Annotated in this window: 22 protein-coding genes; 7 read left to right on the forward strand and 15 right to left on the reverse strand. The window is 37.4% G+C overall.

The window, feature by feature from the left end:
- On the reverse strand, positions 1–1,428 hold the full coding sequence (locus CD172_RS10760; RefSeq protein ID WP_103346356.1) for an NAD-dependent succinate-semialdehyde dehydrogenase: 1,428 nt from the start codon (positions 1,426–1,428) through the stop codon (positions 1–3).
- A gap of 186 nt (positions 1,429–1,614) precedes the next feature.
- On the opposite strand from CD172_RS10760, the gene CD172_RS10765 reads away from it, so the two are divergent.
- Positions 1,615–2,682, forward strand: coding sequence for a M20 family metallopeptidase (locus CD172_RS10765; protein WP_103346357.1), 1,068 nt, complete (start codon positions 1,615–1,617; stop codon positions 2,680–2,682).
- 122 nt (positions 2,683–2,804) lie between these two features.
- Here the strand turns inward: CD172_RS10765 and CD172_RS10770 are convergent, their stop codons facing one another.
- From CD172_RS10770 to CD172_RS10820, 11 genes are all read right to left on the reverse strand, one after another.
- Positions 2,805–4,184 carry a YjiH family protein gene (locus CD172_RS10770; protein WP_037565736.1) on the reverse strand — a complete coding sequence of 460 codons (1,380 nt, stop codon included), beginning with the start codon at positions 4,182–4,184 and terminating at the stop codon, positions 2,805–2,807.
- Between the two features lie 439 nt (positions 4,185–4,623).
- Positions 4,624–6,627, reverse strand: coding sequence for a cation:proton antiporter (locus CD172_RS10775; protein ID WP_060551975.1), 2,004 nt, complete (start codon positions 6,625–6,627; stop codon positions 4,624–4,626).
- Positions 6,628–6,678: 51 nt separating this feature from the next.
- Positions 6,679–7,143: a peptide-methionine (S)-S-oxide reductase gene (locus tag CD172_RS10780; RefSeq protein ID WP_103346358.1), complete on the reverse strand. Its 465-nt coding sequence runs from the start codon at positions 7,141–7,143 to the stop codon at positions 6,679–6,681.
- 886 nt (positions 7,144–8,029) lie between these two features.
- Positions 8,030–8,944, reverse strand: coding sequence for a D-ribose ABC transporter substrate-binding protein (locus CD172_RS10785; protein ID WP_103346359.1), 915 nt, complete (start codon positions 8,942–8,944; stop codon positions 8,030–8,032).
- 19 nt (positions 8,945–8,963) lie between these two features.
- Positions 8,964–9,902, reverse strand: a complete 939-nt coding sequence (locus CD172_RS10790; protein ID WP_037565731.1) for an ABC transporter permease subunit — start codon at positions 9,900–9,902, stop codon at positions 8,964–8,966.
- Positions 9,883–11,379, reverse strand: coding sequence for a sugar ABC transporter ATP-binding protein (locus CD172_RS10795; RefSeq protein ID WP_103346360.1), 1,497 nt, complete (start codon positions 11,377–11,379; stop codon positions 9,883–9,885). Before CD172_RS10795 ends, CD172_RS10790 begins: the two co-directional genes overlap by 20 nt.
- Positions 11,380–11,391: 12 nt before the next feature.
- A complete protein-coding gene (rbsD, locus tag CD172_RS10800; protein WP_103346361.1) occupies positions 11,392–11,781 on the reverse strand; it encodes a D-ribose pyranase in 390 nt (129 codons plus the stop codon).
- A complete protein-coding gene (rbsK, locus tag CD172_RS10805) occupies positions 11,774–12,655 on the reverse strand; it encodes a ribokinase (RefSeq protein ID WP_103346362.1) in 882 nt (293 codons plus the stop codon). The genes rbsD and rbsK overlap by 8 nt, the downstream gene beginning before the upstream one ends.
- The gene (locus tag CD172_RS10810) at positions 12,652–13,623 is read right to left on the reverse strand and encodes a LacI family DNA-binding transcriptional regulator (protein ID WP_103346363.1); all 972 of its coding nucleotides are present in this window, start codon (positions 13,621–13,623) and stop codon (positions 12,652–12,654) included. The genes rbsK and CD172_RS10810 overlap by 4 nt, the downstream gene beginning before the upstream one ends.
- Positions 13,624–13,759: 136 nt before the next feature.
- The gene (cstB, locus tag CD172_RS10815; RefSeq protein WP_103346364.1) at positions 13,760–15,103 is read right to left on the reverse strand and encodes a persulfide dioxygenase-sulfurtransferase CstB; all 1,344 of its coding nucleotides are present in this window, start codon (positions 15,101–15,103) and stop codon (positions 13,760–13,762) included.
- 11 nt (positions 15,104–15,114) lie between these two features.
- Positions 15,115–16,176 carry a DsrE/DsrF/DrsH-like family protein gene (locus tag CD172_RS10820; RefSeq protein WP_103346365.1) on the reverse strand — a complete coding sequence of 354 codons (1,062 nt, stop codon included), beginning with the start codon at positions 16,174–16,176 and terminating at the stop codon, positions 15,115–15,117.
- Positions 16,177–16,316: 140 nt separating this feature from the next.
- Between CD172_RS10820 and cstR the strand changes: the two genes are divergently transcribed.
- On the forward strand, positions 16,317–16,577 hold the full coding sequence (gene cstR / locus CD172_RS10825) for a persulfide-sensing transcriptional repressor CstR (protein WP_037565722.1): 261 nt from the start codon (positions 16,317–16,319) through the stop codon (positions 16,575–16,577).
- A gap of 2 nt (positions 16,578–16,579) precedes the next feature.
- Positions 16,580–17,332, forward strand: coding sequence for a sulfite exporter TauE/SafE family protein (locus tag CD172_RS10830; RefSeq protein ID WP_404829380.1), 753 nt, complete (start codon positions 16,580–16,582; stop codon positions 17,330–17,332).
- Between the two features lie 92 nt (positions 17,333–17,424).
- Here the strand turns inward: CD172_RS10830 and merA are convergent, their stop codons facing one another.
- Positions 17,425–18,738 (reverse strand): hypothiocyanous acid reductase MerA, encoded by a 1,314-nt coding sequence (gene merA / locus CD172_RS10835; protein ID WP_103346367.1) that lies wholly within the window; start codon positions 18,736–18,738, stop codon positions 17,425–17,427.
- Positions 18,735–19,163 (reverse strand): redox-sensitive transcriptional regulator HypR, encoded by a 429-nt coding sequence (gene hypR / locus CD172_RS10840; RefSeq protein WP_037565719.1) that lies wholly within the window; start codon positions 19,161–19,163, stop codon positions 18,735–18,737. The genes merA and hypR overlap by 4 nt, the downstream gene beginning before the upstream one ends.
- A 207-nt stretch (positions 19,164–19,370) precedes the next feature.
- Here hypR and CD172_RS13150 point away from each other — a divergent pair.
- Positions 19,371–20,923, forward strand: a protein-coding gene (locus CD172_RS13150) for an IS3 family transposase (RefSeq protein WP_420915925.1) whose coding sequence is annotated in 2 segments (ribosomal slippage) — positions 19,371–20,045 and positions 20,048–20,923 — 1,551 coding nt in all. Because the reading frame shifts where the segments join, the coding sequence is not laid out codon by codon here.
- Positions 20,924–21,024: 101 nt separating this feature from the next.
- Here the strand turns inward: CD172_RS13150 and CD172_RS10855 are convergent.
- Positions 21,025–21,675, reverse strand: coding sequence for a metal-dependent transcriptional regulator (locus CD172_RS10855; protein ID WP_103346370.1), 651 nt, complete (start codon positions 21,673–21,675; stop codon positions 21,025–21,027).
- A gap of 120 nt (positions 21,676–21,795) precedes the next feature.
- Between CD172_RS10855 and CD172_RS10860 the strand changes: the two genes are divergently transcribed.
- The 3 genes from CD172_RS10860 to mntC are packed head-to-tail and all read left to right on the forward strand — an operon-like array spanning position 21,796 to position 24,303.
- Entirely contained in the window at positions 21,796–22,575 is a 780-nt protein-coding gene (locus tag CD172_RS10860; protein ID WP_103346371.1) for a metal ABC transporter ATP-binding protein, read from the forward strand.
- On the forward strand, positions 22,550–23,389 hold the full coding sequence (locus CD172_RS10865; RefSeq protein WP_037566395.1) for a metal ABC transporter permease: 840 nt from the start codon (positions 22,550–22,552) through the stop codon (positions 23,387–23,389). Before CD172_RS10860 ends, CD172_RS10865 begins: the two co-directional genes overlap by 26 nt.
- Complete coding sequence (mntC, locus tag CD172_RS10870) at positions 23,389–24,303, forward strand: manganese ABC transporter substrate-binding lipoprotein MntC (protein ID WP_060552533.1); 915 nt, start codon at positions 23,389–23,391, stop codon at positions 24,301–24,303. The genes CD172_RS10865 and mntC overlap by 1 nt, the downstream gene beginning before the upstream one ends.
- The last annotated feature ends 76 nt before the right edge of the window (positions 24,304–24,379 follow it).

A 24,379-nucleotide genomic window follows, 5' to 3' on the forward strand; every position in this document is an offset into this window, starting at 1 on the left:
CTATTTGTTTAACGTTAATGATATGAACTTTAATTCTAAATATTCGTCTAAACCGTAATGACCACCTTCTCTACCGAAACCACTTTCATCTATGCCGCCAAAAGGTGCTTGTGGTAAACTGAGTTGCGTCCCGTTTACACCCACCATCCCAAACGCTAATTGTTCTGCTACTTGATGGACTTTATTGACATCAGAAGTAAAGAAATATGCCGCTAACCCTTGATGTGTGCGATTCGCGATTTCTATAGCCTCTTCATCTGATTTAAACGTGACGATAGGTGCGACTGGACCAAATATTTCTTGTTCTAAAATGGCCATTTCTTTTTCAACTCCATCTAAAATGGTAGGTTCAAAAAAGCTCCCTTTTCTATCCATTTTATGTCCACCCAACACTAATGATGCCCCTTGAGTAGTGGCTTCTGAAACAATATGAGCGACATTTTCTTGCGCTTTCGCGTTTATGAGCGGGCCGACATTTACGTTTTTGTCATTCCATTGGCCAACTTTAAGTGCTTTTACTTTATCAATTAAGCGAGTTAAAAAGCGCGCTTTTAAAGCCTCATGGACTAAAATATAATTAATGCCATTACACATTTGACCGTTATTTTCAAATTTATTTTCAACAATATCTGACACTACTTGTTCTAAGTCAGCATCTTCAAAAACGATTGCAGGTGCATTACCCCCTAACTCTAATGACAATCGGTTCAAATTTTGCGCTGATTTTTCGACTAACAATTTTCCTACTTCCGTCGATCCCGTAAATGAAATTTTTTTAATCACTTTGTGAGATAAAAACGCATCAGAAATCATGCTTGATGCCCCAGTTACGATATTTGCCACACCGTTCGGTATGCCTGTCTGATTGAGTAAATCGATGAATGCAATCGCAATTTGTGGCGTTTCACTTGAAGGTTTTAAAACAAATGCACACCCCGTAGCTATGGCGGGTGCCACTTTCCGAGCTACCATAGCTGCTGGAAAGTTCCAAGGTGTAATTAATGCACATACCCCTACTGGTTGTCTGATGACCGATAATCTTTGGTGAGACTTAGAAGGCACCAAAATATCACCATTCATGCGCTTAGCTTCCTCTGCTGACCATCTAATAAATTTGGCACACACTTGTACTTCTCCTAAAGCTTCGTTAAGAGGTTTGCCTTGCTCTTGACTCAATAATTCTGCAAGCATGTCTTGGTTTTCCAGTATCTTATCAGCCCAAGACAACATATAGGTTTCTCTTTCTTCGGCTGTGTATGTTGACCATATTTCAAACCCTTGTTGTGCCGCATGAATGGCTTCGTCTACTTGATGAGGTGTCACTTTCGGCACCTGACCTATGACCGCTTCAGTAGCTGGGTTTATCACAGTCATTGACTCTGATGCCGTCACATGTTGCCCGTTGATAATGTTAAAATTAAACTCCATATTTCCCCTCCTTACGCACAAAAAGGCACTAACAGTAGTCTGAACTACTCATTAGCGCCTTTGCTAAACTCTATTCACTTGATAAAATTGCTTCGTATGCTAAAACCTTACTAAATTTTCAGAAACTTGTCAATATTCTTTACTTATGGTTAAATGCATTTAAATGTAAACAAGGGGGCATTGACAATGACAGAGACACAACAATTATTGGAACAATTCGTATCAGTAGACAGTTCAAATATCGAAAATACCAATCATCTCATACACATGTGCAACGCATGGCTGCAACAAAATAACATTGAAACGACCATTTTATCTAATCAAGGTTATGACATTTTAATCGCCAAAATAGGCAAAGGGGACAAAAAAATCATCTTGAATGGTCATTTAGATGTTGTACCCGCACAATCAAAACTTTTCACTCCAAAGATTCAAGATGATAAAATGTACGGTCGTGGCACCGCAGATATGAAAGGTGGTGTCGTAGGGTTATTATTAACAATGAAACGCCTTCATCATCTTGATTTAAATACTCAAGTTGAATTACACCTTGTGCCAGATGAAGAAACTGGTGGTCAATTTGGTGCACATTATTTATGTGAGCAAAACATAGATGCGCAGTTAGTCATTTGTAGCGAACCTACCGACTTAGGCATTGGTGTTCAAGCGAAAGGTATTTTACAATTTGATTTAGTCATTAAGGGCAGCGCAGCACATAGTAGTCGACCGTGGGAAGGAGACAATGCGATTACAAAAGCACTCGACATACATCAGCGTCTACTCAACTTGCCATTTGCGAAAGCGTCATCAGAATTGTACGCATGCCCTTCTATCAATTTAGCCAAAATCACAGGAGGCGACGTGTATAATAAAGTACCCGATACATGCGTAATGTCTTACGATATTCGATATTTACCCTCTCAATCAAAAGCCGACATTATTCAACAAATCGAAGCTTTGACACATACGCAGTTAGACATTCATTTAACTGGTCCACCAGTAACAAATGATTTAAACCATCCTGACTTTAAGTTGCTACAACAATACATTCTCAAGCACTCCCCTGAATCCACCGCGCACATGTTTGGACAGCATGGATTTGCAGATACACGCTATTATTCTGCTAAGGGCATACCCGCCATTGAATTTGGACCATCAGGGGCGCATTGGCACGGAGAAGATGAGTATGTTATTCTGAGCTCCATCGATACTTATACTTCAATTCTTGTAGACTTCATTCAACATTATCAATAAAAGTCACTGATGTTAACGCGTCGTTCTTCAAAAAATAACAGCCAACAAAATCCATATGCGCATGAATTTTGTTGGCTGTATTCATTGGGTCAAACGTGATGTCAGAGCCGGATGCCACCGATTTAAAATGTAAATAAGAGGTGACCCATGAGTGCAATGATTGGTAATGCGATGACGGTACGCATTAAGAAAATCGCAAACAGTTTCGTTAAGCTTACTGGAATTTTTGAGCCTAAGATCACGCCACCGACTTCTGATAAGTAAATCAACTGACTGACACTTAACGCACCCACAACAAAGCGTGTTAAGTCATCTTTAACACCTTCAATGAGTAATGACGGTAAAAACATATCCGCAAAACCAATGAGTACTGTTTCAGAAGCTTCTTTTGCTGATGGTACTTGCAACAACTCAAATAACGGTAAAAATGGCAATCCTAATACGCGAAATATTGGCGTATATGTAGCTAAAATTGTAGCGATAGTCCCAATCGTCATAACAACTGGTAAGACAGCGAGCCACATATCAACGACTGTTTTCGTACCATCTTTGAAAAATTGTTTTACTCCAGGTGCTTTCATACCTTGAACTGTTGCTTGTTCAAAGCCATAAGCGACCGGATTTTTATTACCTAAATTGTCTTCTCTTAACGTTTCATGTTTCAAATTGTTTTTAAACGTATCTGGTACACGGTTCAAAGGCCAGAGACGCGGTAAAATGATGGCACAAGCCAAGCACGCTAAAATGACAGTCAGATAAAAGTAATAAAAGTGCTCAGATAAATGAATCGTTTCAGCAATGACAATGACAAATGTGATCGATACAACACTAAACATCGTCGCAATGGTCGTTGCTTCTCGACGCGTGTAATACCCTTGATTATACTGCTCACTGGCAATCATTACACCAATCGTCCCATCGCCTAAAAACGACGCTAAGTTAATGACTGTTGAGCGTCCAGGTAGCTTAAATAATGGACGCATAATAGGTCTAAAAATGGGTCCAAAAAATTCTAGCAGGCCGTAAGACATTAAAAACGGTAAAAATAATCCTGCAAAGAAGAAAATTGTTACGAGTGTTGGCAGTAAACTACTAAAAACAAGATCACCAGTGTCTGCAGAATAAATGACTTCTGAGCCAACTTTTAAATAAATGAGCCATGCGAAAACAACTGCTAATAACCGTACAATCACCCATAAAGGACCTACGCTAAATGTTTTCGCCATTTGACGTTCTGGATTCAATCTATTTTTGTATAAAGTACTACATAAAATCGTTAATATTCCTGATAATGTAATGATTCCTAAAATAATAAAAGGCATCGCATCACCAATGATTGTTTTCATTGTGCTTGCTAGCCAAGCAATCGGTAATGTAGTTTCAGACTCTCCCTTATCATTTGTGACGCCGATCGGTAATAAAAATAAAAATATACCTATTAAAGACATGATTATAAATTTCAAGCGACCACGAACGATATCTTTCTTCTGATATGTCGTCATAATGTACTCCCCTTTACATTTGAAATCCCTTTCATCAATTGTGCCATAAAATAATAGTTAAAGGGGATTTTTTTTGCACAATACTCCAAAACTATAGCATTGCACACATTTATATTTATTTCTTTATGTGTATAAGTATCATTCACGCGCAAAGTAACTCCTAACGTTTACGTATAAATATGCATTAAAACGCTTATTTTCACTTTTCTATTTTACATGAAATAGGCCTCAAATGCACCATTTTGAATAAATTGAAAATATGTAATTTTTTACTTTCATTCAATTTGGATGACGATGCAACGTAGATACGACATGATTGATTCATATATCGTTTACATACCTCAAAACATCGATAAAAGCCCTCAATATTCATCCGTAAAATGAATATTGAAGGCTTACATTGTCCTTTTGACATTGACACATTTCAATTATTTGAGATCTATTTATCCGCTAAAATCTCATTGTAACTAATTTCTTCACGTAGTCTTACCGCAATATCATGTTCAGTAATCTCGCCGTTTAATACCATTTCATCTAATACTTCTCTTTGAGTATAGACTGCATATAATTTCATACGACGCATCTGCTCATTCGCTTGACGTTCTTTAGGTTTTAAACGTGATTGACGATGGATACGTGTAAAATATGAAGTATTAATCATTCCTATTTCAAGCATATTGTGACTGTTACGTTCTTTTGATAAACGTTCTGATACGCGACGATATACTTGATCTAAAGTTTTATCAAGCGCTGGAATATCAATGTTTTTCTTTAATTTTCCTGTGCGCGCACGATAACGTAACACCATCATTTTAATTGTCATTTTAACTTTATCAATAAAGTCTGCTTCTTTAAATTGTTGAGAATTATCGACAATAATTCGATATTGTGATAATCCTTGTTTGTCAATTTTCCCTTCATCTACAAGTGCACTTAACGTCTCTTGTTCTACTTCTCTAGCTATTTCACTTAACCTACGGAATTCACGTGCATCTTTACGATGACTTTGGTTTCTAAGTAAAAACATGTATTCACTATAGTATTCTTGAACAACGGGTCCAAATGATTTTAATGTACACGCCTCAGGTGTCATTTTCATCCGATGAATGACTTCAGCTAAAATTTTAATTTTCGCATCAATATATGTGAGCCCACGATTGGGTTCGATTACTGCTGATTGCGTAATGAATGGTAAAACGACTTGAGCAATAATCAAACTCATTAACACCATCATCGTGGCGATAAAAATAAGGTCATTCCTAAAATCGAATAATTGTTGTTGGCTTAAATATACAGGTAACGTTAACGCTAGAGAAACTGAAATCGTACCATGTATACCACACATCGTCATAATAAACGCATAATGTAAACGATTCATCGGTTCGGGTTGTGTCATATTTCCAAATGAAAAACGCGTATTTTGAGGATAGTAAAATGTATTAAAAAACGCATACACCCATAGAAAACGACAGACATATATTGCAATGGCGATCATAACTGTTACGCCTAATAAAAAGAGTAATTTCTCAGGTTCATTTTGAATAATTTCGACAATCACACTCGGAACGATATAACCTAAAATCACAAACACAAATCCATTTAAGGCATAGCTTACCGTGCTCCAAATTTGCCCGTAGCTCATTTGGATTTCTGGTTGCGCACGTACGAGACGTTCACGTTCAAAACCATGAATAAGTCCTGCAATCACGACTGCAATAATACCTGACGCGTGCACTAATTCAGCGACAATATACACGACAAAAGGGGTTAATAATTGTATATAAATCAGCGTGTTATTATCTTTCAGCCCTTTAGTTTGTAAAATAATACGCAACCGCACTACGAGAATTCCGATGATTAACCCTATAATTAAACCTAATAGCGTTGATACTACAAATTTTTCTATTGCTTCTACTGCTGAAAATGTATGTACGATAAGTGCCGTGATTGCGATTTTGTAAGAAATAATCCCAGCTGCGTCATTCAATAACGATTCGCCTTCTAAAATTGTCATGGCCCCTTTAGGAAGCAGCTTCCCTTTCGTCATTGCTTTAACTGCGACGGCATCGGTAGGGCACAGTATAGCAGCAATTGCGAAAGCTGCTGCCATTGGTAAATCAGGCCACACCCAGTGTAAGAAAAAGCCGGCACCGATAACTGTCACGAAAACAAGCGCCATCGCCATTAATGTAATGGGTTTAATATATTGCAGTAACTTTTCACGATGAATATTCGACCCTTCAACGAATAATAAGGGCGCGATTACTGCAAGCATAAACACCTCTGAACTAAATTCAAAATGGATAGTAATCGGCACTAAAAAGAGGAACGCACCGAATAGAATTTGAATGAAAGCTACGGGCACTTTAGGTATCTTCACACTCACAATAGAACTTAATATTACTGCGACAATAAAAAAGATATACGCTTCTAACAACTGCATTGTGCATCACCCCTATAAAATATTTTTATCTGTGCTTTATGCCAACACTTTTTATGATTTGAATAAATGTTTAGGAATGTGACAGTAATCATTTGGGAAGTGATCTATACGATCTTGATGTTCAGGTGCACTTGGTACATAGCGCGAAAGTGCACATACTTCGACTTTAATTTTAGGCGCATCTGCTCGTTCTGCAATGAATTGACGTGCCTTTTGAAGATGTGTTTCACACGTGCTATAAATTCCTGTACGATATTTCGGGCCTACGTCATCTCCTTGCCGATTGACCGCATACGGATCAATCACATCAAATAACGCTGACATAAGCGCTTCGACTGACGTAAGCTTCGGATCAAATTCGGTTTTCACACACTCGACATATCCATCATAAGGCCCTTCTAATGACGCCGTAGCACCATTTGCGCGTCCTGCTTCAGTATTAATGACGCCAGGTAATGTTTTCACAAATGCTTGTACGCCCCACAAACATCCCCCAGCAAGATAAATGGTTTCCATATGCATCTCCTTTAACATGTGTTAATTTTATTATACATAACAATCCAACCCCACTACATTTCTCAAAACAAAATTATTTTATCCATATATGAATTATTTCAAATACCCAAGGTTTTAACCTTTAATTTCTTCTTCACAAAACGTTCAAATTTCTCTCGAATCACCGCCACAAAACCATATAAAACAACTGTTTCAAGATTATTTTTAGGTTAACCTAACTTTTTATTTTACATGATCGAAAAATTATGTTATCTTAAAAGTGTTCAAGATGATACCCTTACATTTTGAACACATTTCCCTTCAAAAGTATGAGCTGTGTTTTTTCTGGCATTACATCCTCCAAAAATGCATCGTAATTCAGAAATTACTCACACACGCTCGTCGTCCAAATCTGAAGACCTTAGAGGTAGGTTGGGTCCCCTACATAACATCCACCTCACCCGTATAAGGTCAACCTAATAGGGTGGTTATTGCGACAAAAAGCGATACACACATATGGTTCTCCTAAAAATGCGGTATGTTACATACGGTGTAACAGCCGATACGTTCAACCTATTTTAAAACCCTCAATAATATCCCTGACGTCTGGTCACGTCAGGGATTTGTTGTGAGCATGCGTTGGGCTGGGACATAACACCTTTGATAATTAAAAATAAGCCAACAAAATTCAATAATACATGAACTTTATTGGCTAATATCTATCTGTATTAATAAATTTAATTTTTAGTGATGGACCATGTAATGAATTGTAATTGATCCCTTAGCCGAGACTTCTGAGGCATTATCCCGCAAACGAAAATCCATTTTGAGGTAAGACGCCTAGAAAAGCGAGGCGTTAAGGACAATCATAAATTGAAACGATTGATGTCCCCTCATACCGCATGTTTTATTTTTGTGTTTTTAACTTTAAAGGTATTTTGATTTCTTTGTCTACTTTTTTGCCATCCATTAATTTAAGAATGGTTTGTACAGCTTCTTTACCCATAAGATGGGGTTGTTGTGCAACAGTAGCTTCTAATTTATGGTTTTGAATGGCTTTCATCGCATCTTCATTACCATCAAATCCCACTACAACTATATCCTTATCCCCAATTGCTTCAATAGCACCTAAAGCCATTTCATCATTATGTGCGAAAATCGCTTTAATATCAGGATGTGCTTGAATCATATTTTGAGTCACATTCAAACCTTCTGCACGATCAAATTTCGCACTTTGTTTGGAAACGATATTTAAATCTTTATCAGCAATCTCATGGAATCCTTTACCGCGTTCGCGTGTCGCACTGGCTCCGGGTACGCCTTCTAATTCTGCAACTTTGGCATGTTTGCCTACTTTGTCCACGATGTATTGACCGCCCATTTTACCTCCTTCGACATTATCAGAGGCAATAAATGACGCGACATCACCTTTATCTACGGAACGGTCTAGTGTAATAACCGGAATGCCTTCATGATTGGCTGACTCCACTGCACTTGAAATGGCACTAGAATCAGTAGGATTGACGATTAAATAATCGACCTGTTGTTGCACAAGGTCCTCGATATCATTCGTTTGTTTTGCTGAGTCGTCACGCGCATCAACCACTTTTACTTTCATTCCTTGTTGTTTCGCTTCTTTTTCAATATTGTCTTTAATCGTCACAAAGAATGGATTGTTTAACGTTGATATACTTACGCCAATCGTAATGTCAGATTTTTTCTTTGTCGTTTTGCCACTATTATCTTTTTTAACAGGAGATTCTAATGAACATCCTGCAAGTATCATGACACATGCTAAAAATAAAATGACTGCTTTTTTCATTTATGCTGCCCACTTTCCATTATTTTTTGCGATCAATTAATACCGCGATTAAGATGACGACACCTTTAACAACTTGTTGGTAGAAGGAAGAAACTCCTAGTAAATTCAAGCCATTATTTAAAACACCAATAATTAATACACCTATTAACGTCCCAACGATGCGTCCTTTCCCACCTGTTAACGATGTGCCCCCTAGCACAACCGCCGCAATCGCATCTAATTCATATGCTGTGCCAGCTGTAGGCTGTGCGGAGTTTAAGCGCGATGTTAATATTGCACCTGCTAATGCAGACATTAATCCTGAAATACCATAAATTAAAATTTTCACTCGATTGACTTTGATACCTGAAATTTTTGAAGCAATTTCATTGCCACCAATCGCATACGTATGACGACCGAAAGTTGTTTTATGTAATAAAATAAATAACACGATGAAAACTATAGTCATCGTTACAGCGGGGACAGGTACCCCGAAAAAATACCCTTTACCAAATAATTGAAATAAATAGTTATCCCCGAGATTTGTAATTGGGTTACCATCAGTCACGACAAGCGTTAATCCTCTAAATATCGTCATAGTTGCCAAAGTAGCGATGAACGGTGCCATATTGCCTTTTGTCACAAACAGTCCGTTGACAACACCTAAAATAAAACCAATCAGTACACCAAGTATTATCGCTATAATTGGATCGACACCACTTGTAATCATCAATGCGATACACGCTGAAGAGAGCGCTAAAATAGAACCTACGGATAAATCTATTCCTCCTGTTAAAATGACAAACGTCATTCCAAACGCGATTAAACCATTAATGGAGATTTGTCTTAGTAAGTTCAGTAAATTGGATAAATCTAAAAATGCCGGATTGAGTACACTAATCATAATAATGAGTAAAATAAGTCCTAAAAAAGGAATCAATTTTTCAAGCCACGTCGTTTTAGCTGTTAACTGTTTCATCTAATTTTCCTCCTGTCGCAAGTGTCATAATGTTTTCTTCTGTAATACGTTCACCTGTTAAGTCACCTTGGATATGCCCTTCATGAACAACCATCACTCGGTCACTCATTCCGATAATTTCGGGTAATTCGGATGAAATCATAATAATAGACACACCCCGTTCAGTGAGCTCATTCATAAGTTGATAAATTTCTCTTTTTGCACCAACATCAATCCCACGTGTAGGTTCATCAAAAATGATAATACGCGGTGCGGTGCCAATCCATTTTGCTAAAACAACTTTTTGTTGATTTCCTCCAGATAGCGTAGAGGCCGGACGTTGATGTGGTGTTTTAATATTGAGTCGTTCATGCATTGAATTAACAAATTGATTTGCTTCTTTCTCTTTTACGAAGCCGTATTTTGAGAAACTTCTTAAGGACGGGAGTACCATATTGTCACGAATCGAAAAATCTAAAATGAGCCCTTCATCTTTACGATTTTCAGTAATCAATGCGAGTCCATGTTTCATCGCATCTTCTGGAGAGTGAATCTCAACACTTTTTCCCGCTATTGCTACATCGCGACTGCCTTTATCCACACCAAAAAGACTGCGCATCATTTCTGTACGCCCTGCTCCCATTAAGCCACTCACGCCAAGAATTTCACCTTTACGTAAATGGAAGGCGATGTCTTGAATTTGATGTTTCTCATTCGAAAGGCCTTTAACATCTAAAATGATCGCTTCTGGATGATAATGACGTTTTGGATATTGATCTTCTAAATCTCTTCCAACCATGGCTTTCACGATATCGTTGTAAGCGGTTTCTTCAACAGGTTTAAAAAATACTGTTTTCCCATCACGCATGACTGTGATATCGTCGGCAATTTCAAATATTTCAGCCATACGATGCGAAATATAGACAAACGCTACGCCTTGCGCTTTTAAACGGCGTATCATATTAAAAAGTTGAGAAATCTCTTTATCGGTTAATGTCGCCGTTGGTTCGTCCATCACAATGACTTTCGCATCTGTCATAAGAGCTTTAGCGATTTCGATCATTTGTTGTTCGCCTATAGAGCAGTGTTTAGCTGTTTTATGTAAAGGGATATTGAAATGTAATTGTTTAAAAATAGCTGACGCTTGACGTGCCATGTCAGCAGTTTTGAGTACCCCAAATTTGTTTTTAATTTCTTTACCGATAAACATATTTTCTAACACTGTTAATTCTGGCCAAATATTCAATTCTTGATGTATAAATGTAACCCCTTCTTGTTCCGCTTCTTTCGGATTTTTGAACGCTTTAGATTGTCCAAAAAATTGTATATCCCCTTCGTCTTTTTGATGAATACCGACTAATATTTTCATCAAGGTGGATTTACCTGCACCATTTTCACCCATCAAGGCATGGACGGTGCCTGGTTTTAAAGTAAAGTCGACACCTTGTAACACTTTATTTTCTCCAAATGCTTTATGAATATGACGCATTGTTATCATGTCGCATTCCTCCTAAAATAAAACCGCACTTTGTAAAATAATATTGGCATAGGGTGTGGCTTCACCCGTACGTATAATTGCTTTGACGTGCTGCGATTGTAATTTCAATTCATCATGGGATACACTGTTCAAATTGGGGATGTCATTGTTCAAATCATCAAATAATACGGCATTGTGGGTTTTCATTTCTTCTGCAACGATAGCTGTTTCAATCGCCATATGTTTTGACACTTCTGTGTAAACATCCCAAAATGAGGGTTGCCCAAATGTCAATGCAAGGTCAATGCGCTTAACACCATCAGGAATCGGCAAACCACAATCTGCAATCAAAATTTGATCTGTATGACCCAATTGACTTAACACTGTTGAAATGTCACTGTTTAAAGTTCCGGTTTTATACATTAAATTCACCTTCTATATCTTGCCATGTCGGCATACCACCTTGCGCGCCCATGCCTGTCACTGAATAACTCGCTGCGAGATTCGCAAGTTCAATGGCTTTATCTAAAGCAAATCCTTTTTGTAACCCTACCGCGAGCGCACCGTTAAAAGTGTCTCCCGCACCAGTAGTATCTTTAACGTCGCGCTTAAATCCTTTTACCGTCACATGGTTTTCTCCGTTAAAATAACGCGCGCCTTTATCACCAATTGTGACGATGAGTTTATTTGGATAACGTTCTAATGCTTCATCAAGATCTTCTTTAAATAAGGCAGCACTTTCCGTTTCATTAGGTGTAAGATAATCTGCATTGTCAATGACCACCTCATCAATGTCACGATATGGCGCAGGATTTAATATAGAAACTACTCCATGTTGTTTACAATAGGCGAGTACCCTTGCCACCGTGTCAGCTGGAATTTCTTGTTGAAGTAATACAATGTCACCTTCTTCAAGTTGTGCTAATTGGTCTTTAATATTCCTAAACGTCACTTCGTTATTTGCGGAAGGGACCACAATAATACTATTATCATTGTCCGCCAACGTAATATGTGCGGTTCCTGTCGCCATATGCGGTACGATATTCAAATGAGTCACATCCACTTGATTACGTTCGAAATTCTCAACAATCTCTTGTCCAAAATCATCATCGCCGATACGCCCAATCATATGGACATTTTCGCCGAGTCGTGCTGCAGCTACAGCTTGATTGGCTCCTTTACCTCCAGTTGTTCTAAAAAACGATTCACCGAGAGCGGTTTCACCTTTTTTAGGTACCACTCTTGTTGAGACGACTAAATCTATTGATACACTGCCAATGACATAAATTCTTTTCATTTTTGAGACCTCCTCGTTGATTGCCTGTGAATGACTGTCACGTCTAACTTTGAAGCCAATTTTGACGTGCGCCCTTCTAATTGATCAATTAATTGTTCTGCTGCTTGTTGTCCAAGTTCATAAGCAGGTTGACGCACGGTTGTTAAACTCGGTAAAAACATCTCCGCAAAAGGAATATCATCATAACCAATAACTTGAACATCATCCGGCACTACTTTCCCGAGACTATGCAACCATTTCATCACTTTAAACGCCATGACATCGTTACTACAAATGACACTATCAATACGGCGATCACGTATGTAGTATTCAAATTTTTCCACATCTAATACTGCTTTATCTTCCGTTTCAATATGTGCATTCGCTTCTTGTAGTACAGCTTCGGCTGCTTTAAACCGCGCGCGAAAAGACGTATACGTTAAATCTTGATGCAATAGTAAAACGTTAGAAGCCTGACCGCGTAATATCGTGTTCGCTTGTAAGGTACCGCCTTTCGTGTGATCTGCTTCAATACATGCGTCACCTTCAGTCACACGATCAATGAGAATATATGGAGTCTGGAATGCCTGTAACGTTTGAAACGCCTTAGCGGTTGAAAGTTGAGAAGCAATCATGCCGCTACATTGATTCATTTGAAACATCGATAAATAGTTTAATTCTTTTGTTTCATCCATGGCGCCGTTACCAATCATAATGTAATAGCCCCGTTCCATCGCCTTATCCTCAACCCCTCGCGCTACGATTGTAAAAAAAGGATTGCTCATATCAGGCAACAATAACCCAAGCACTTTTGATTTTTTCATATTTAATGTGCGTGCAACTTCATTAGGTTGATAGTTCAATTTTTTGATTGCCGCATCAATTTTGTCACGTGTTTCTTTTTTGACATAACCATTGCCATTAATCGCTCGCGATACGGTCGCAACAGACACTTTCGCATGCTGTGCGACTTCTTTAATTGTCGCCAAATGATCACCTCATCAATGTGTAAACGTTTACATATAAATTAGCACGCTTTTACACATTTATCAAATTTATATTTTTTCAATAAAAAATAAGGCCAAAACGATAGTCTTGACCTTAAATAAAAAGTACATTACATCTTTATACGTTATTTTTGATTGTTTCAGGCATGGCTTGATACCCTTCACGAACGTTGATAATGTGTTGAAAGCCTTTTTGTTCTAAAATTCCAACTGCGATAGAACTTCTGACGCCAGATTGACAATGTACATAAAGCGGTGCTGATTTGTCAAAGTCTATTGCGGTTTCCAACAATTGACCGTGCGGAATATGCAACGCTCGGTTTAAATGTCCGGCTGCCCATTCTTTGTCATTCCGAACATCAATGACATGGGTTTCCTCACCAGTCATTTCACCACTATGAATTGATGTAGTCACCATTTCAAATGTAGGCGCTTTATAACTTTTAACGCGATCAAATCCAATCAGTTGTAATGTTTGAATGGCTTGTTTAATGGTTTCATAGTCTCCAATCAGCTGAATTTCTTGATCGTAATTCAAGTACCAACCGATTTGGTTAATAAAGTTTTTATTATACGGCACATTGATAGACCCTAACGTATGTCCACCATGATATGCTTCTTTCGAACGTAAATCGAATGCTGGTGTGGTCTTATCATTTTCAAGGTATACGCGATAAGGTTGAAATCCTTGTGTGCCCCATTGATTAATACGCTTCATTTCAGCAAAGTGTTTCGGCGGCGCCGGTTGATCTGTTGTCAGCGCCTTTATAAATGCTGTCTTATCTTCAGCTTGAAACGCCCAATTGTTGATTTTTTCATAGCCTAAAGTCGACATTGGAATAGCACCTAACGCTTTACCACATGGACTGCCTGCACCGTGCCCTGGCCAAATTTGAATATAATCTGGATATGCTTTAATCATTTGAATCGATTCATACATCTGATTGGCGCCTTTTTCGGTAGACCCTGCGATTTGAACCGCTTTTTCTAATAAATCTGGACGCCCGACATCGCCAACAAATATAAAATCACCACTGAAGAGGCCCATAGGTACAGTTGCGCCACCACCAAAATCTGTTAACAAGAAACTGATACTCTCTGGGGTATGGCCAGGTGTATGCAATACCTTTAATTCAATATTACCTACATGAATTGTATCCTGATGACCCACAAATACAGTTTGTTCCGGCATATTGCGATACCCAAGACTTTCTTCACCTTCTTTAGACACATAAATGGTCGCGTCTAATCGATTGGCCACCTCACGAATACCTGAGGCATAGTCGGCATGAATGTGTGTTTCTGCTGCTTTCGTAATTTTGAACCCTTCTTGTTCCGCGAGTGCAACATATTGTGATAAATCCCGAATCGGATCAATTATCATGGCTTCACCCGTACGTTGACACCCAATTAAATAAGATGCTTGAGATAAGTACTCATTATAAAATTGCTTGAAAAACATCTTTCCGCCTCCTAAATAAATAGATTATGTCGTGCCTGTTCCGTATCGCCGATATACGCACCTACACCACCATAAGTCACTTCTTCTCTTAATTCTTCTTTTGAAATGCCCATCACATCCATACTCATCGTACATGCGATTAATTTCACACCTTGTTCGATTGCTTGATCGATTAATGCAGGTAACGTTTCAATATTTTTCTTTTTCATGACATAGCGCATCATGACATTTCCTAATCCAAACATATTCATTTTAGAAATTGGCATAAACTCCGGTTGACTTGGTAACATCTTATCAAACATTTTCGCAATCCCTGTTTTCTTTACCGGTGTTTGATTCACTTTTTTAAGCGCGTTGAGTCCCCAGAATGTAAAGAAAATACTGACATCACGGCCTGCAGCTTTCGCACCATTTGCGATAATAAGTGCTGCAAGTGCTTTATCTAACTCACCGCTAAATAACACTATCGTTGTACCATTTTCGGAGTGTTTGACAGCCATATCCTTATCTTTTGTTTTTTCAATAATCGCATGAATATGATCCTCTTTTTCTTCTAAAGTGACTAAGGTATATCCTCTTTGTTTTACCCAACTTTGAATATCTTGTTTAAACCCGAGGTCTGTAACCGTCACTTCAAGTTGTGTACCTTCTGGCATTTGCATCATTTCTTTATTGATTTCAACGATGGGTCCTGGGCATTGCAATCCACTATAATCACGTATCACACGCTTTGATTGTGAGGCATCTTGTGATATAGATTCACTTGACGTTGATGATGCTGACTCAATTGCTAAAAAGCCACCATCTAAATTTACGACCTCATAGCCTCTAGTTGCTAATGCTTCAGCCGCGTTATGACTACGGTGGCCACTACGACAATAAATATAATACGTACGATCTTTTGGTAAATCGAACGTTTCGATTTGTTGTACCGGGTGCAACAACGCCCCTTGTACATGTCCGAGTTCATACTCTTCCGCTGTTCTTACATCTATAAGTTGTTGGTTTTTCGCCAATGTTTCAAGTTCATTTCGTGTCCAATCCGTAATATGTTGTGTTTTAAAGTTCGGCATTTTATTCCTCCTCCATAATACCTTTAGGGGTATCATAAAACAGAATGATATAAAAGTCAAATACCATATAGGGTATTTGACAAACTTCAAGTTCCCCTTTATCCTTGAGTTATTAAAATCAATTGGGGAGGCTAACGATTTTGATTTATGATAAAAAATTAGTGAATCGCATTAAGCGTGTACAGGGGCAATTAAATGGTGTCATTAAAATGATGGAAGAAGAAAAAGATTGTAAAGATGTCGTAACACAATTGAGCGCATCAAAAGGCTCTATTCAACGCTTAATTAGCATTATTATTAGTGAAAATTTAATTGAATGTGTCAAACAAGCCGAAGATCATGATGAAGATGCGCAACAATTGATTCAAGAAGCTGTAGAATTGTTAGTGAAGGCGAAATAATGATGTGGTCTGAATTGATACTACTGTTTGTGATCGGTATCTTCGGTGGTTTTATTTCAGGGTTAGTAGGCATTGGCGGTGCAATCATCATTTATCCCGCATTGTTACTCATCCCACCTCTTTTTGGCTATCCCGTAATGACAGCTTATGTCGCTTCTGGATTAACGTCCGCACAAGTCTTTTTTAGTACGTTAAGTGGGGCATTTTCTGCGCGAAAAAAAGATGCGTTTTCATTACAACTTGTCCTTTATATGGGAAGTGGGATGTTGATAGGAAGTAGCTTAGGCGCGATTGTTGCACATTTAATCAATGCTGATTTTGTGACATATGTGTATATTGGTGTTGCGATGCTTGCACTTGTTTTACTCTTTTTTAAAGTAACACCGCGTCATGAGACACCGACATTTCATCGACTTTTACTCATTTTAATCGGAGGAAGTGTGGGGATTGTGTCAGGTATTGTCGGTGCTGGTGGTGCTTTTATCATTACACCGATACTTTTAGCTGTATTTAAATTACCGATGAATACCGTTGTCGCAAATAGCATCGTCATCGCATTCATTTCATCAATAGGTACGTTCGTGACCAAAGCCTTTCAAGGCTATATTCCTCTAGATTTGGCATGTGCGATAGTACTTGGAAGTATTATTTTTGCACCTATAGGATTACATGTCGGACGCCATATCCCTAGTAGTGTTCAAAAAGGCATTATAAGCTTATTGATTATACTCGCCATTACACAACTTATTTTTTAAATACAGTAAGATAACTAAACAACCTACCACAATCACTTTAAACATGAATGTGGTAGGTTGTTTATTATACGCGCATGTGATGAATATCACTTTTAAATTTTAAATAAGTCATTAAAAGATTCTGCCATGGTCGGATGCGTGTACATCATATCACGTAGTACATCATAGGTTGTACCTTGTTTCATCGCTAAATGAATGAGATTAATCAATTCCTCAGACTGTGCACCGTACAGCGATGCTCCTAATATGAGGTTCGTATTGGCATCAATAACCACTTTAAATAACCCTCGTGGGTCAGCATTAATTTTATGACGTGGTATTTGTTTTACCGGAAGTTGCCCTTCTTTAATCGTATAACCTTGTTTTTGTGCAGCGGTTGCAGTTAAGCCTACACGTGATAACGGCGGATCGATGAATACCGTATAAGGTATCTCACCACGGTTCTCGGTTGTACGTTGTCTTGTCCCAAATACATGATCATGTACGATACGAAAATCATCTAGAGAGACGTACGTAAACTGTGGTCCGCCTTTGACATCTCCCACTGCATAAATATGAGGCACAGCCGTTTGAAGATGTGCATTTACTTTAATTTCACCTTTGTCACCAAGTGCGATTCCTACGTTTTCTAAGCCGATATCGGTATTCGGTGTTCGACCTGTTGCAACTAATATCGCATCTGCGTGAAATGCGCCATTAGAAGTTTCAATGACCGCTTCTTGTGCAGTGTCACTTATTTTTTCAACCTCTACATCTGTCACAATACGCACACCTTTGTTTTCTAAATCTTGAATCACTTCTTTAGCGATAGCGTCATCTTCATTGACGAGCACTTGCGTATGACGCTCAAGTACAGTCACTTCTGTACCAAAACTTGCGAAAAGGGAAGCAAATTCTAAGGCAATATAACCGCCACCAATGATGACTAAGCGTTGCGGTTGAGAAGGAAGTGCCATCACTCCCGTAGAATCATAAACAAATTGAGACGTCTTGATGCCGTCAATCTCAGGTATCACAGGTGTTGCACCAGTATTAATAATTATCACGTCCCCATGTATGATTGTTTCCGCAGTCATACCTTCGATACGTACCTCATGTTCTGATTGAAATGTTGCTTTTCCATCATACACATCGATATGAGGATCATCTGCAAGATTAAGATAATTTTTTTGATTTAACGCTTGTACCACTTCCGCTTTACGTGTCATCGCTTCGGTAAATGGCAACGTTTTACTCGCTTGGATTAATGTTTTAGATGGGATACAGCCAATATTGATACATGTACCACCATACATTTTAGGGGATTGTTCAATCACTGCGACTTTTTTCCCTCTACTTGCCGCCGTTTTAGCAAATGTTTTTCCAGCTTTACCAAATCCAATTACGACAAAATCATATGTTTTCATAGTGTGGACTCCTTTAATATTTTTTCTAAAATTGTTCGTATTGTTTGTCCTTCATAAACTGCTTTTGACCGTGCAAATTCCGCATCATAATAAGTAGTCATGAGGCCCCCTATTTCTCTTGAAATAAGACATGCATTTTCGGACGCTCCGGTTAATAAACGTTGATCAGTCATGTGTTGTGGGACGAACATGTCATACAAAGATGTTAATGACGCATCCACTGTGTGTTGATTGGCTTGATAGCCACCTTGCTTTCCACGGTGCGTTTCAATCAGCCCCGCTTCAATTAATTGCGTTGTCACACGGCGAATTTGGACGGGATGTATACAGACAGACTCCGACAATGCCTTACTGCTCCATCGTTCACCCTTATGTTTCACTAAAAAACACATCACATGAATGGCAATATTAAATTCAAGGTTCATCTTATCACCTCTTAATGTAACTATTATAGTTACATTTAAGCATATATCTATTCATTACACCACTTAAACGCTTTATAACGCTAAAAATTCCGGGTTAACATCGCATCCTTTTAACTCAAAAAGCCGACAAAATCCATTTGTACATGAATGATATGCTCCCTATAAAGTAGACACTTAAAAAGTGAAAACTTTATAGGGAGTTTTTGTATGAGGAAAAGTAAACTAACACTTGAGCAATATCACCAAATCTTTCGTTTATATGAAAAAGGATATTCCTTTCAATCTATTATCGAAAAGCTCAATCTAGATATCGATAAATCTGTATTATCGCATGCTTACAATAAATATATTAATCATGGTGTAGACTCTTTGTTAATTCGGAGAACAAACTATACTTATACGGCAGAGTTTAAAAAAAAGGTTATTGAAGAACATTTAGTTAGCGGAAAATCCATGAGTTCAATTGCAGCTAAATATAATATCCCCTCTCGTGAAACTGTACGAAAATGGATAATTAAGTATACTGAAGGAAAAGAGAATAAAAATTATTCTCCTATTCCGGAGGTCTATAGTATGAAATCAAAAAATACAACACTTGAAGAGCGTATAGAAATTGTAAAATATTGCTTGAATAACGGATTGAATTACAAAGAGACAGCTAAGCACTTTAATATCAAATATTCTCAAATATATGCTTGGGTAAAAAAATATCGCGAACATGGTGAATCAGGACTTTATGATAGACGAGGCAAAGGTAAGCCAACTGAAATTTTAAGTACAGAAGAACAATTAAAATTGAAAATCAAAGAATTACAGTCAAAAAATAAATTTCTTGAAATGGAAAATGAAGCTTTAAAAAAGAAAAAACAAATCGAAAGGCAGTTGATGAATCAAAAGTACGACACATAGCCTCTTATATGACAGTAGACGAACTTAAACATCATTATCCTATAAAATGGTTGTGTAAAATTTTAAGTATATCTAGATCAAGTTATTATAAGTGGTTAAATCGAGAAACCCCAAGTCTAGAAATTGAAAACGAGAAGTTAAAAGAAGAAATTCTTCGAGTTTTCAATTTATCGGGTGGTATCTACGGTTATAGAAGGATTTATATCCATCTAAGATTATTCACTGATTTTCAGGTTAATCATAAAAGAGTACAACGTATCACTCAAAAATATCACATTAAAGCTTTAATTCGACAAAAAAAGAAAAAATATGTTTCTAGCACACCCGAAACAACAGCTTCAAACGTGTTAAATAGAGAGTTCAAAATAGATGAGCCTAACAAAATTTGGTTAACTGACGTAACAGAGTTTAAATTAAGAAATGGTCAAAAAGTATATTTGAGTGCAATATACGATTTAGGTTCTAAAAAAGTTATCAGCCATGAAATTTCAAAAAGAAACGATAACGAATTAGTATTCAAAACCTTCGACAAAGCTATGATAAATAATAACCCTCAAGGTATTCTTTTTCATAGTGATAGAGGATTTCAATACACAAGTAGAAAGTTTCAAAAAAGGCTTAATGAAACTGGCATGATTCAAAGTATGTCAAGAGTGAGTAGATGTATTGATAATGGTCCAATGGAATGCTTCTGGGGATTATTAAAATCGGAGATATTTAAAAGTAAGAAATACATTTTCAATGATTTTAAGCACGCAAAGAATAAAATTAATAATTACATCAAATTTTTTAATGAGGATAGAATCTCATTAAAAATGGCTGCACTTATAGAAGCGCAGCCAAGTAACTAACTTTTATTTTTTCCGTGTCTACTTTACAGGGTGATGTTCAAACTCTGATGGCTCTTTCAGTCCATATAAATGTATCGGGCTGCTTTTCATTTTGATATTACTTAAAATGCTCTTTCAGCAAAAATTACTTTTGCGTTTTCATAACTCAAAATGACAGTTTGATTTTCATATTTAATTTCAAGCATTTGGTTCGTTTCATCTTTTTGTAAAATTTCTACCGTGTCACCCATTTGAATTGATTTACTTGAAAGATAAATTAATAGTTCTGTTTTGTCTCTGATGCGTTTAATAATCACTTTATCCCCTGCATCGTAATCAATTAAAGGTGTCTTGTAACGTTCTTCAAAGTCATGCCCTCTTGGAATCATACCACCATGTGGACATGTCTCAGGATATTGAAGCAACTCATCTAAGCGCTCTACAAAGAGATCAGATACGCGATGTTCTAACACTTCTGCTTCCGCGTGTACTTCTTCCCATGTGTAATTCATCACTTCGATTAAAAATAATTCAATCAAACGGTGTCTCTTAATAATATCTAGAGTAGCTGAGACACCTTTTTCAGATAGCTTTACACCTTTATAGGGTTTTGTTTCAACAAAGCCTTCTTTTTCTAATCTTCCCACCATTTCACTTACAGATGGCGGTTTTATATTCAGAAACTGAGAGAGCGTTTTATTCGAAACATAATGCGTTTTTCCGTCGTGACTTAGTATCGCTTTAAGATAATCCTCTTTTTCCTCAGTTAACATTTTTTCACCTCTTAAAAAGATTCACCTTATTGTATCACGAAACATCTTGACTTTGACAGATTTCATTCTATAATATAAATTTATTAGGGTAACCTAAATTACTTAAAAGGTTGTGTTAAAATGATTGAAATTAACAACTTAAACCTTACCCTTCAACATAAGCATGTTCTTAAAGATATTTCATTAAAGTTACCGTTAAATGGTGAAATTATAGGTATTATGGGACCAAACGGTAGCGGTAAGTCTACTTTAGTTAAAGCATTAGTAGGAGAGTTGCAATATAAAGGTACGATTACTTTAAACGGTAAACCATTAAGTCAACTCAAGCGTCATGTCGCATACGTGCCTCAAAAAATGACTTTAGACCTTGATTTCCCAATTGATGTTGAATCTTTAGTGTTATCAGGGTGCTATGGTGAAATCGGTTGGTTTAAACGGGTACCACACCAAAAACGCCAACAATGTCATTTGTTGTTACAAGAATTAGAGCTATTCGATTTGCGAAAACGTCCACTACATACATTAAGTGGTGGCCAGTTACAACGTGTGATTTTAGCGCGTACATTAATGCGTACACATGACGTTTATATCTTAGATGAGCCTTTTGTAGGCATTGATTTCAAGAGCGAGAAAATGATTATCCAAAAGTTAAATGCGCTCAAAGAAGAAGGCAAACTCATCATCATCGTTCATCATGATTTGTCGACAGCATCAGACTATTTTGATCGTGTCTTATTGCTTAATCAGAGTGTTCAATTTTTTGGTAATACCCGTGAGGTATTAATCCCATCAAATATTGAACAAACGTTCCTAGCCTCATTACATGTGAGCGAAGCCATGACACATATGAATCAACGAAAGGAGCAATCTAACAATGGAATTCCTACAACATCTCGTTGATTATCCGTTTTTAACACGTGCCTTACTCACGGCTATTCTCGTTGGTGCGGTATGTGGTATTGTCGGCTGTTTCATTCTATTAAGAGGTCTGTCTTTAATGGGAGATGCAATGAGTCATGCTGTATTGCCAGGTGTTGCGATTTCGTTTCTACTTAATATTCCAATGTTTATCGGCGCTTTAGTGACAGGTGTTTTAAGTAGCTTATGTATTGGTTACATTTCTGACACAACCAAAACTAAAAAAGATGCAGCCATTGGTATTATTTTCACCACTTTTCTGGCTACAGGTATTATTTTAATCAGTGCGATACAGTCCACAACCGATTTGTATCATATTTTATTCGGTAATATTTTAGCCATTACAGATGATGCCTTCTATACAACACTTTGGATTAGTCTGTGCGTAATTGGTGTTATACTGTTTCTTTACCGTCCGTTAAAAATTTCGACATTCGATCCTATTTTCAGCAGAATGAACGGTATCCCTACACGCTTCATTCACTATTTGGTTATGTTGCTTTTAGCACTCGTCATTGTTACGAGTGTCCAAACGGTAGGGGTTATTTTAGTTGTTGCATTGTTAATTACACCCGCATCGACTGCCTACCTTATCGCCAACAAACTGTCAACGATGCTAATGATTTCATGTATCTGTAGTATGATTAGCGCTACACTCGGCATATACATTAGTTTTCAACTTAATTTACCAAGTGGTGCAGTGATTGTGCTTATCGCCGCAACACTATATGTATTAAGTTTTATTTACATCAAAATCAAATCAAAATTACTCAAAGGAGCTGTCCATACATCATGATTAAGCGTATTATTACCCTTTTACTTGTCGCAGTAATGCTTACAGCCTGTGGATTTGGTAAAAGCGAAAAACAAAACAAATTAAAAGTGGTAACAACGAATTCAATTCTTTATGACATGACTAAAAACGTTGCTGGTGAACATGCGGAGATACATAGTATTGTCCCTATTGGTCAAGATCCACATGAATACGAAATTAAACCTCAAGATATTAAAGCATTAGCTGATGCCGACGTAGTCATTTACAATGGTTTTAATTTGGAAAGTGGTAATGGTTGGTTTGAAAAAGCATTAAAAGAAGCCAATAAATCACTAAAAGATAAAAATGTCATCCAAGCTTCTGAAAAAGTAGAACCTATCTATTTAAATGGTAACGAAAAGTCAGATGCACATATCGATCCACATGCATGGTTAAGCTTAGGTAACGGTATTAAATATGTTGAACGCATTAAAGAAGGATTAGAATCAGCGGACAAAGACCACAAAAAAGATTACCAAAAACAAGGTGACAAATATTTATCAGAACTTAAGTCATTAAACGAGAAAAGTCATAACCAATTTCATGATATTCCAAAAGACAAACGTGTCATGATTACAAGTGAAGGTGCGTTTAAGTACTTCGCAAAACAATATGACATCAAAGCCGGTTTTATTTGGGAAATTAATACAGAAAACCAAGGTACGCCTCAACAAATGAAACAAGCCATTGACTTTGTAAAAGCCAATCACATGAAACACCTTCTCCAAGAAACAAGCGTAAGCGATAAAGCAATGAAACGCTTAAGTGGAGATACTGATGCTAAAATATTTGGTACAGTTTATACAGACTCAATTGGTAAAGAAGGTAGCGATGGAGACTCATATTACAAAATGATGGCTTCAAATATTAAAACGATACATGATAGTATGAAATAAGAAAAAGGAGTGATACGGGTACTTAAACCGTTCACTCCTTTTTTATTGATCAGCGATAGATGCGGTGAGTACACCA

The organism is Staphylococcus agnetis, from assembly GCF_002901865.1.
GTDB lineage: Bacteria > Bacillota > Bacilli > Staphylococcales > Staphylococcaceae > Staphylococcus > Staphylococcus agnetis.

Coding starts and splice junctions, on each gene's coding strand:
- hypR (WP_037565719.1), bottom strand. CDS start 19,163: ATGAACCTTGAATTTAATATTGCCATTCATGTGATGTGTTTTTTAGTG.
- CD172_RS10795 (WP_103346360.1), bottom strand. CDS start 11,379: ATGATAACAATGCGTCATATTCATAAAGCATTTGGAGAAAATAAAGTG.
- CD172_RS10865 (WP_037566395.1), top strand. CDS start 22,550: ATGGAATTCCTACAACATCTCGTTGATTATCCGTTTTTAACACGTGCC.
- CD172_RS10765 (WP_103346357.1), top strand. CDS start 1,615: ATGACAGAGACACAACAATTATTGGAACAATTCGTATCAGTAGACAGT.
- merA (WP_103346367.1), bottom strand. CDS start 18,738: ATGAAAACATATGATTTTGTCGTAATTGGATTTGGTAAAGCTGGAAAA.
- CD172_RS10820 (WP_103346365.1), bottom strand. CDS start 16,176: ATGCCGAACTTTAAAACACAACATATTACGGATTGGACACGAAATGAA.
- CD172_RS10760 (WP_103346356.1), bottom strand. CDS start 1,428: ATGGAGTTTAATTTTAACATTATCAACGGGCAACATGTGACGGCATCA.
- CD172_RS10785 (WP_103346359.1), bottom strand. CDS start 8,944: ATGAAAAAAGCAGTCATTTTATTTTTAGCATGTGTCATGATACTTGCA.
- rbsD (WP_103346361.1), bottom strand. CDS start 11,781: ATGTATAAAACCGGAACTTTAAACAGTGACATTTCAACAGTGTTAAGT.
- CD172_RS10790 (WP_037565731.1), bottom strand. CDS start 9,902: ATGAAACAGTTAACAGCTAAAACGACGTGGCTTGAAAAATTGATTCCT.
- CD172_RS10780 (WP_103346358.1), bottom strand. CDS start 7,143: ATGGAAACCATTTATCTTGCTGGGGGATGTTTGTGGGGCGTACAAGCA.
- cstB (WP_103346364.1), bottom strand. CDS start 15,103: ATGTTTTTCAAGCAATTTTATAATGAGTACTTATCTCAAGCATCTTAT.
- CD172_RS10830 (WP_404829380.1), top strand. CDS start 16,580: ATGTGGTCTGAATTGATACTACTGTTTGTGATCGGTATCTTCGGTGGT.
- CD172_RS10770 (WP_037565736.1), bottom strand. CDS start 4,184: ATGACGACATATCAGAAGAAAGATATCGTTCGTGGTCGCTTGAAATTT.
- CD172_RS10860 (WP_103346371.1), top strand. CDS start 21,796: ATGATTGAAATTAACAACTTAAACCTTACCCTTCAACATAAGCATGTT.
- CD172_RS10775 (WP_060551975.1), bottom strand. CDS start 6,627: ATGCAGTTGTTAGAAGCGTATATCTTTTTTATTGTCGCAGTAATATTA.
- rbsK (WP_103346362.1), bottom strand. CDS start 12,655: ATGAAAAGAATTTATGTCATTGGCAGTGTATCAATAGATTTAGTCGTC.
- CD172_RS10855 (WP_103346370.1), bottom strand. CDS start 21,675: ATGTTAACTGAGGAAAAAGAGGATTATCTTAAAGCGATACTAAGTCAC.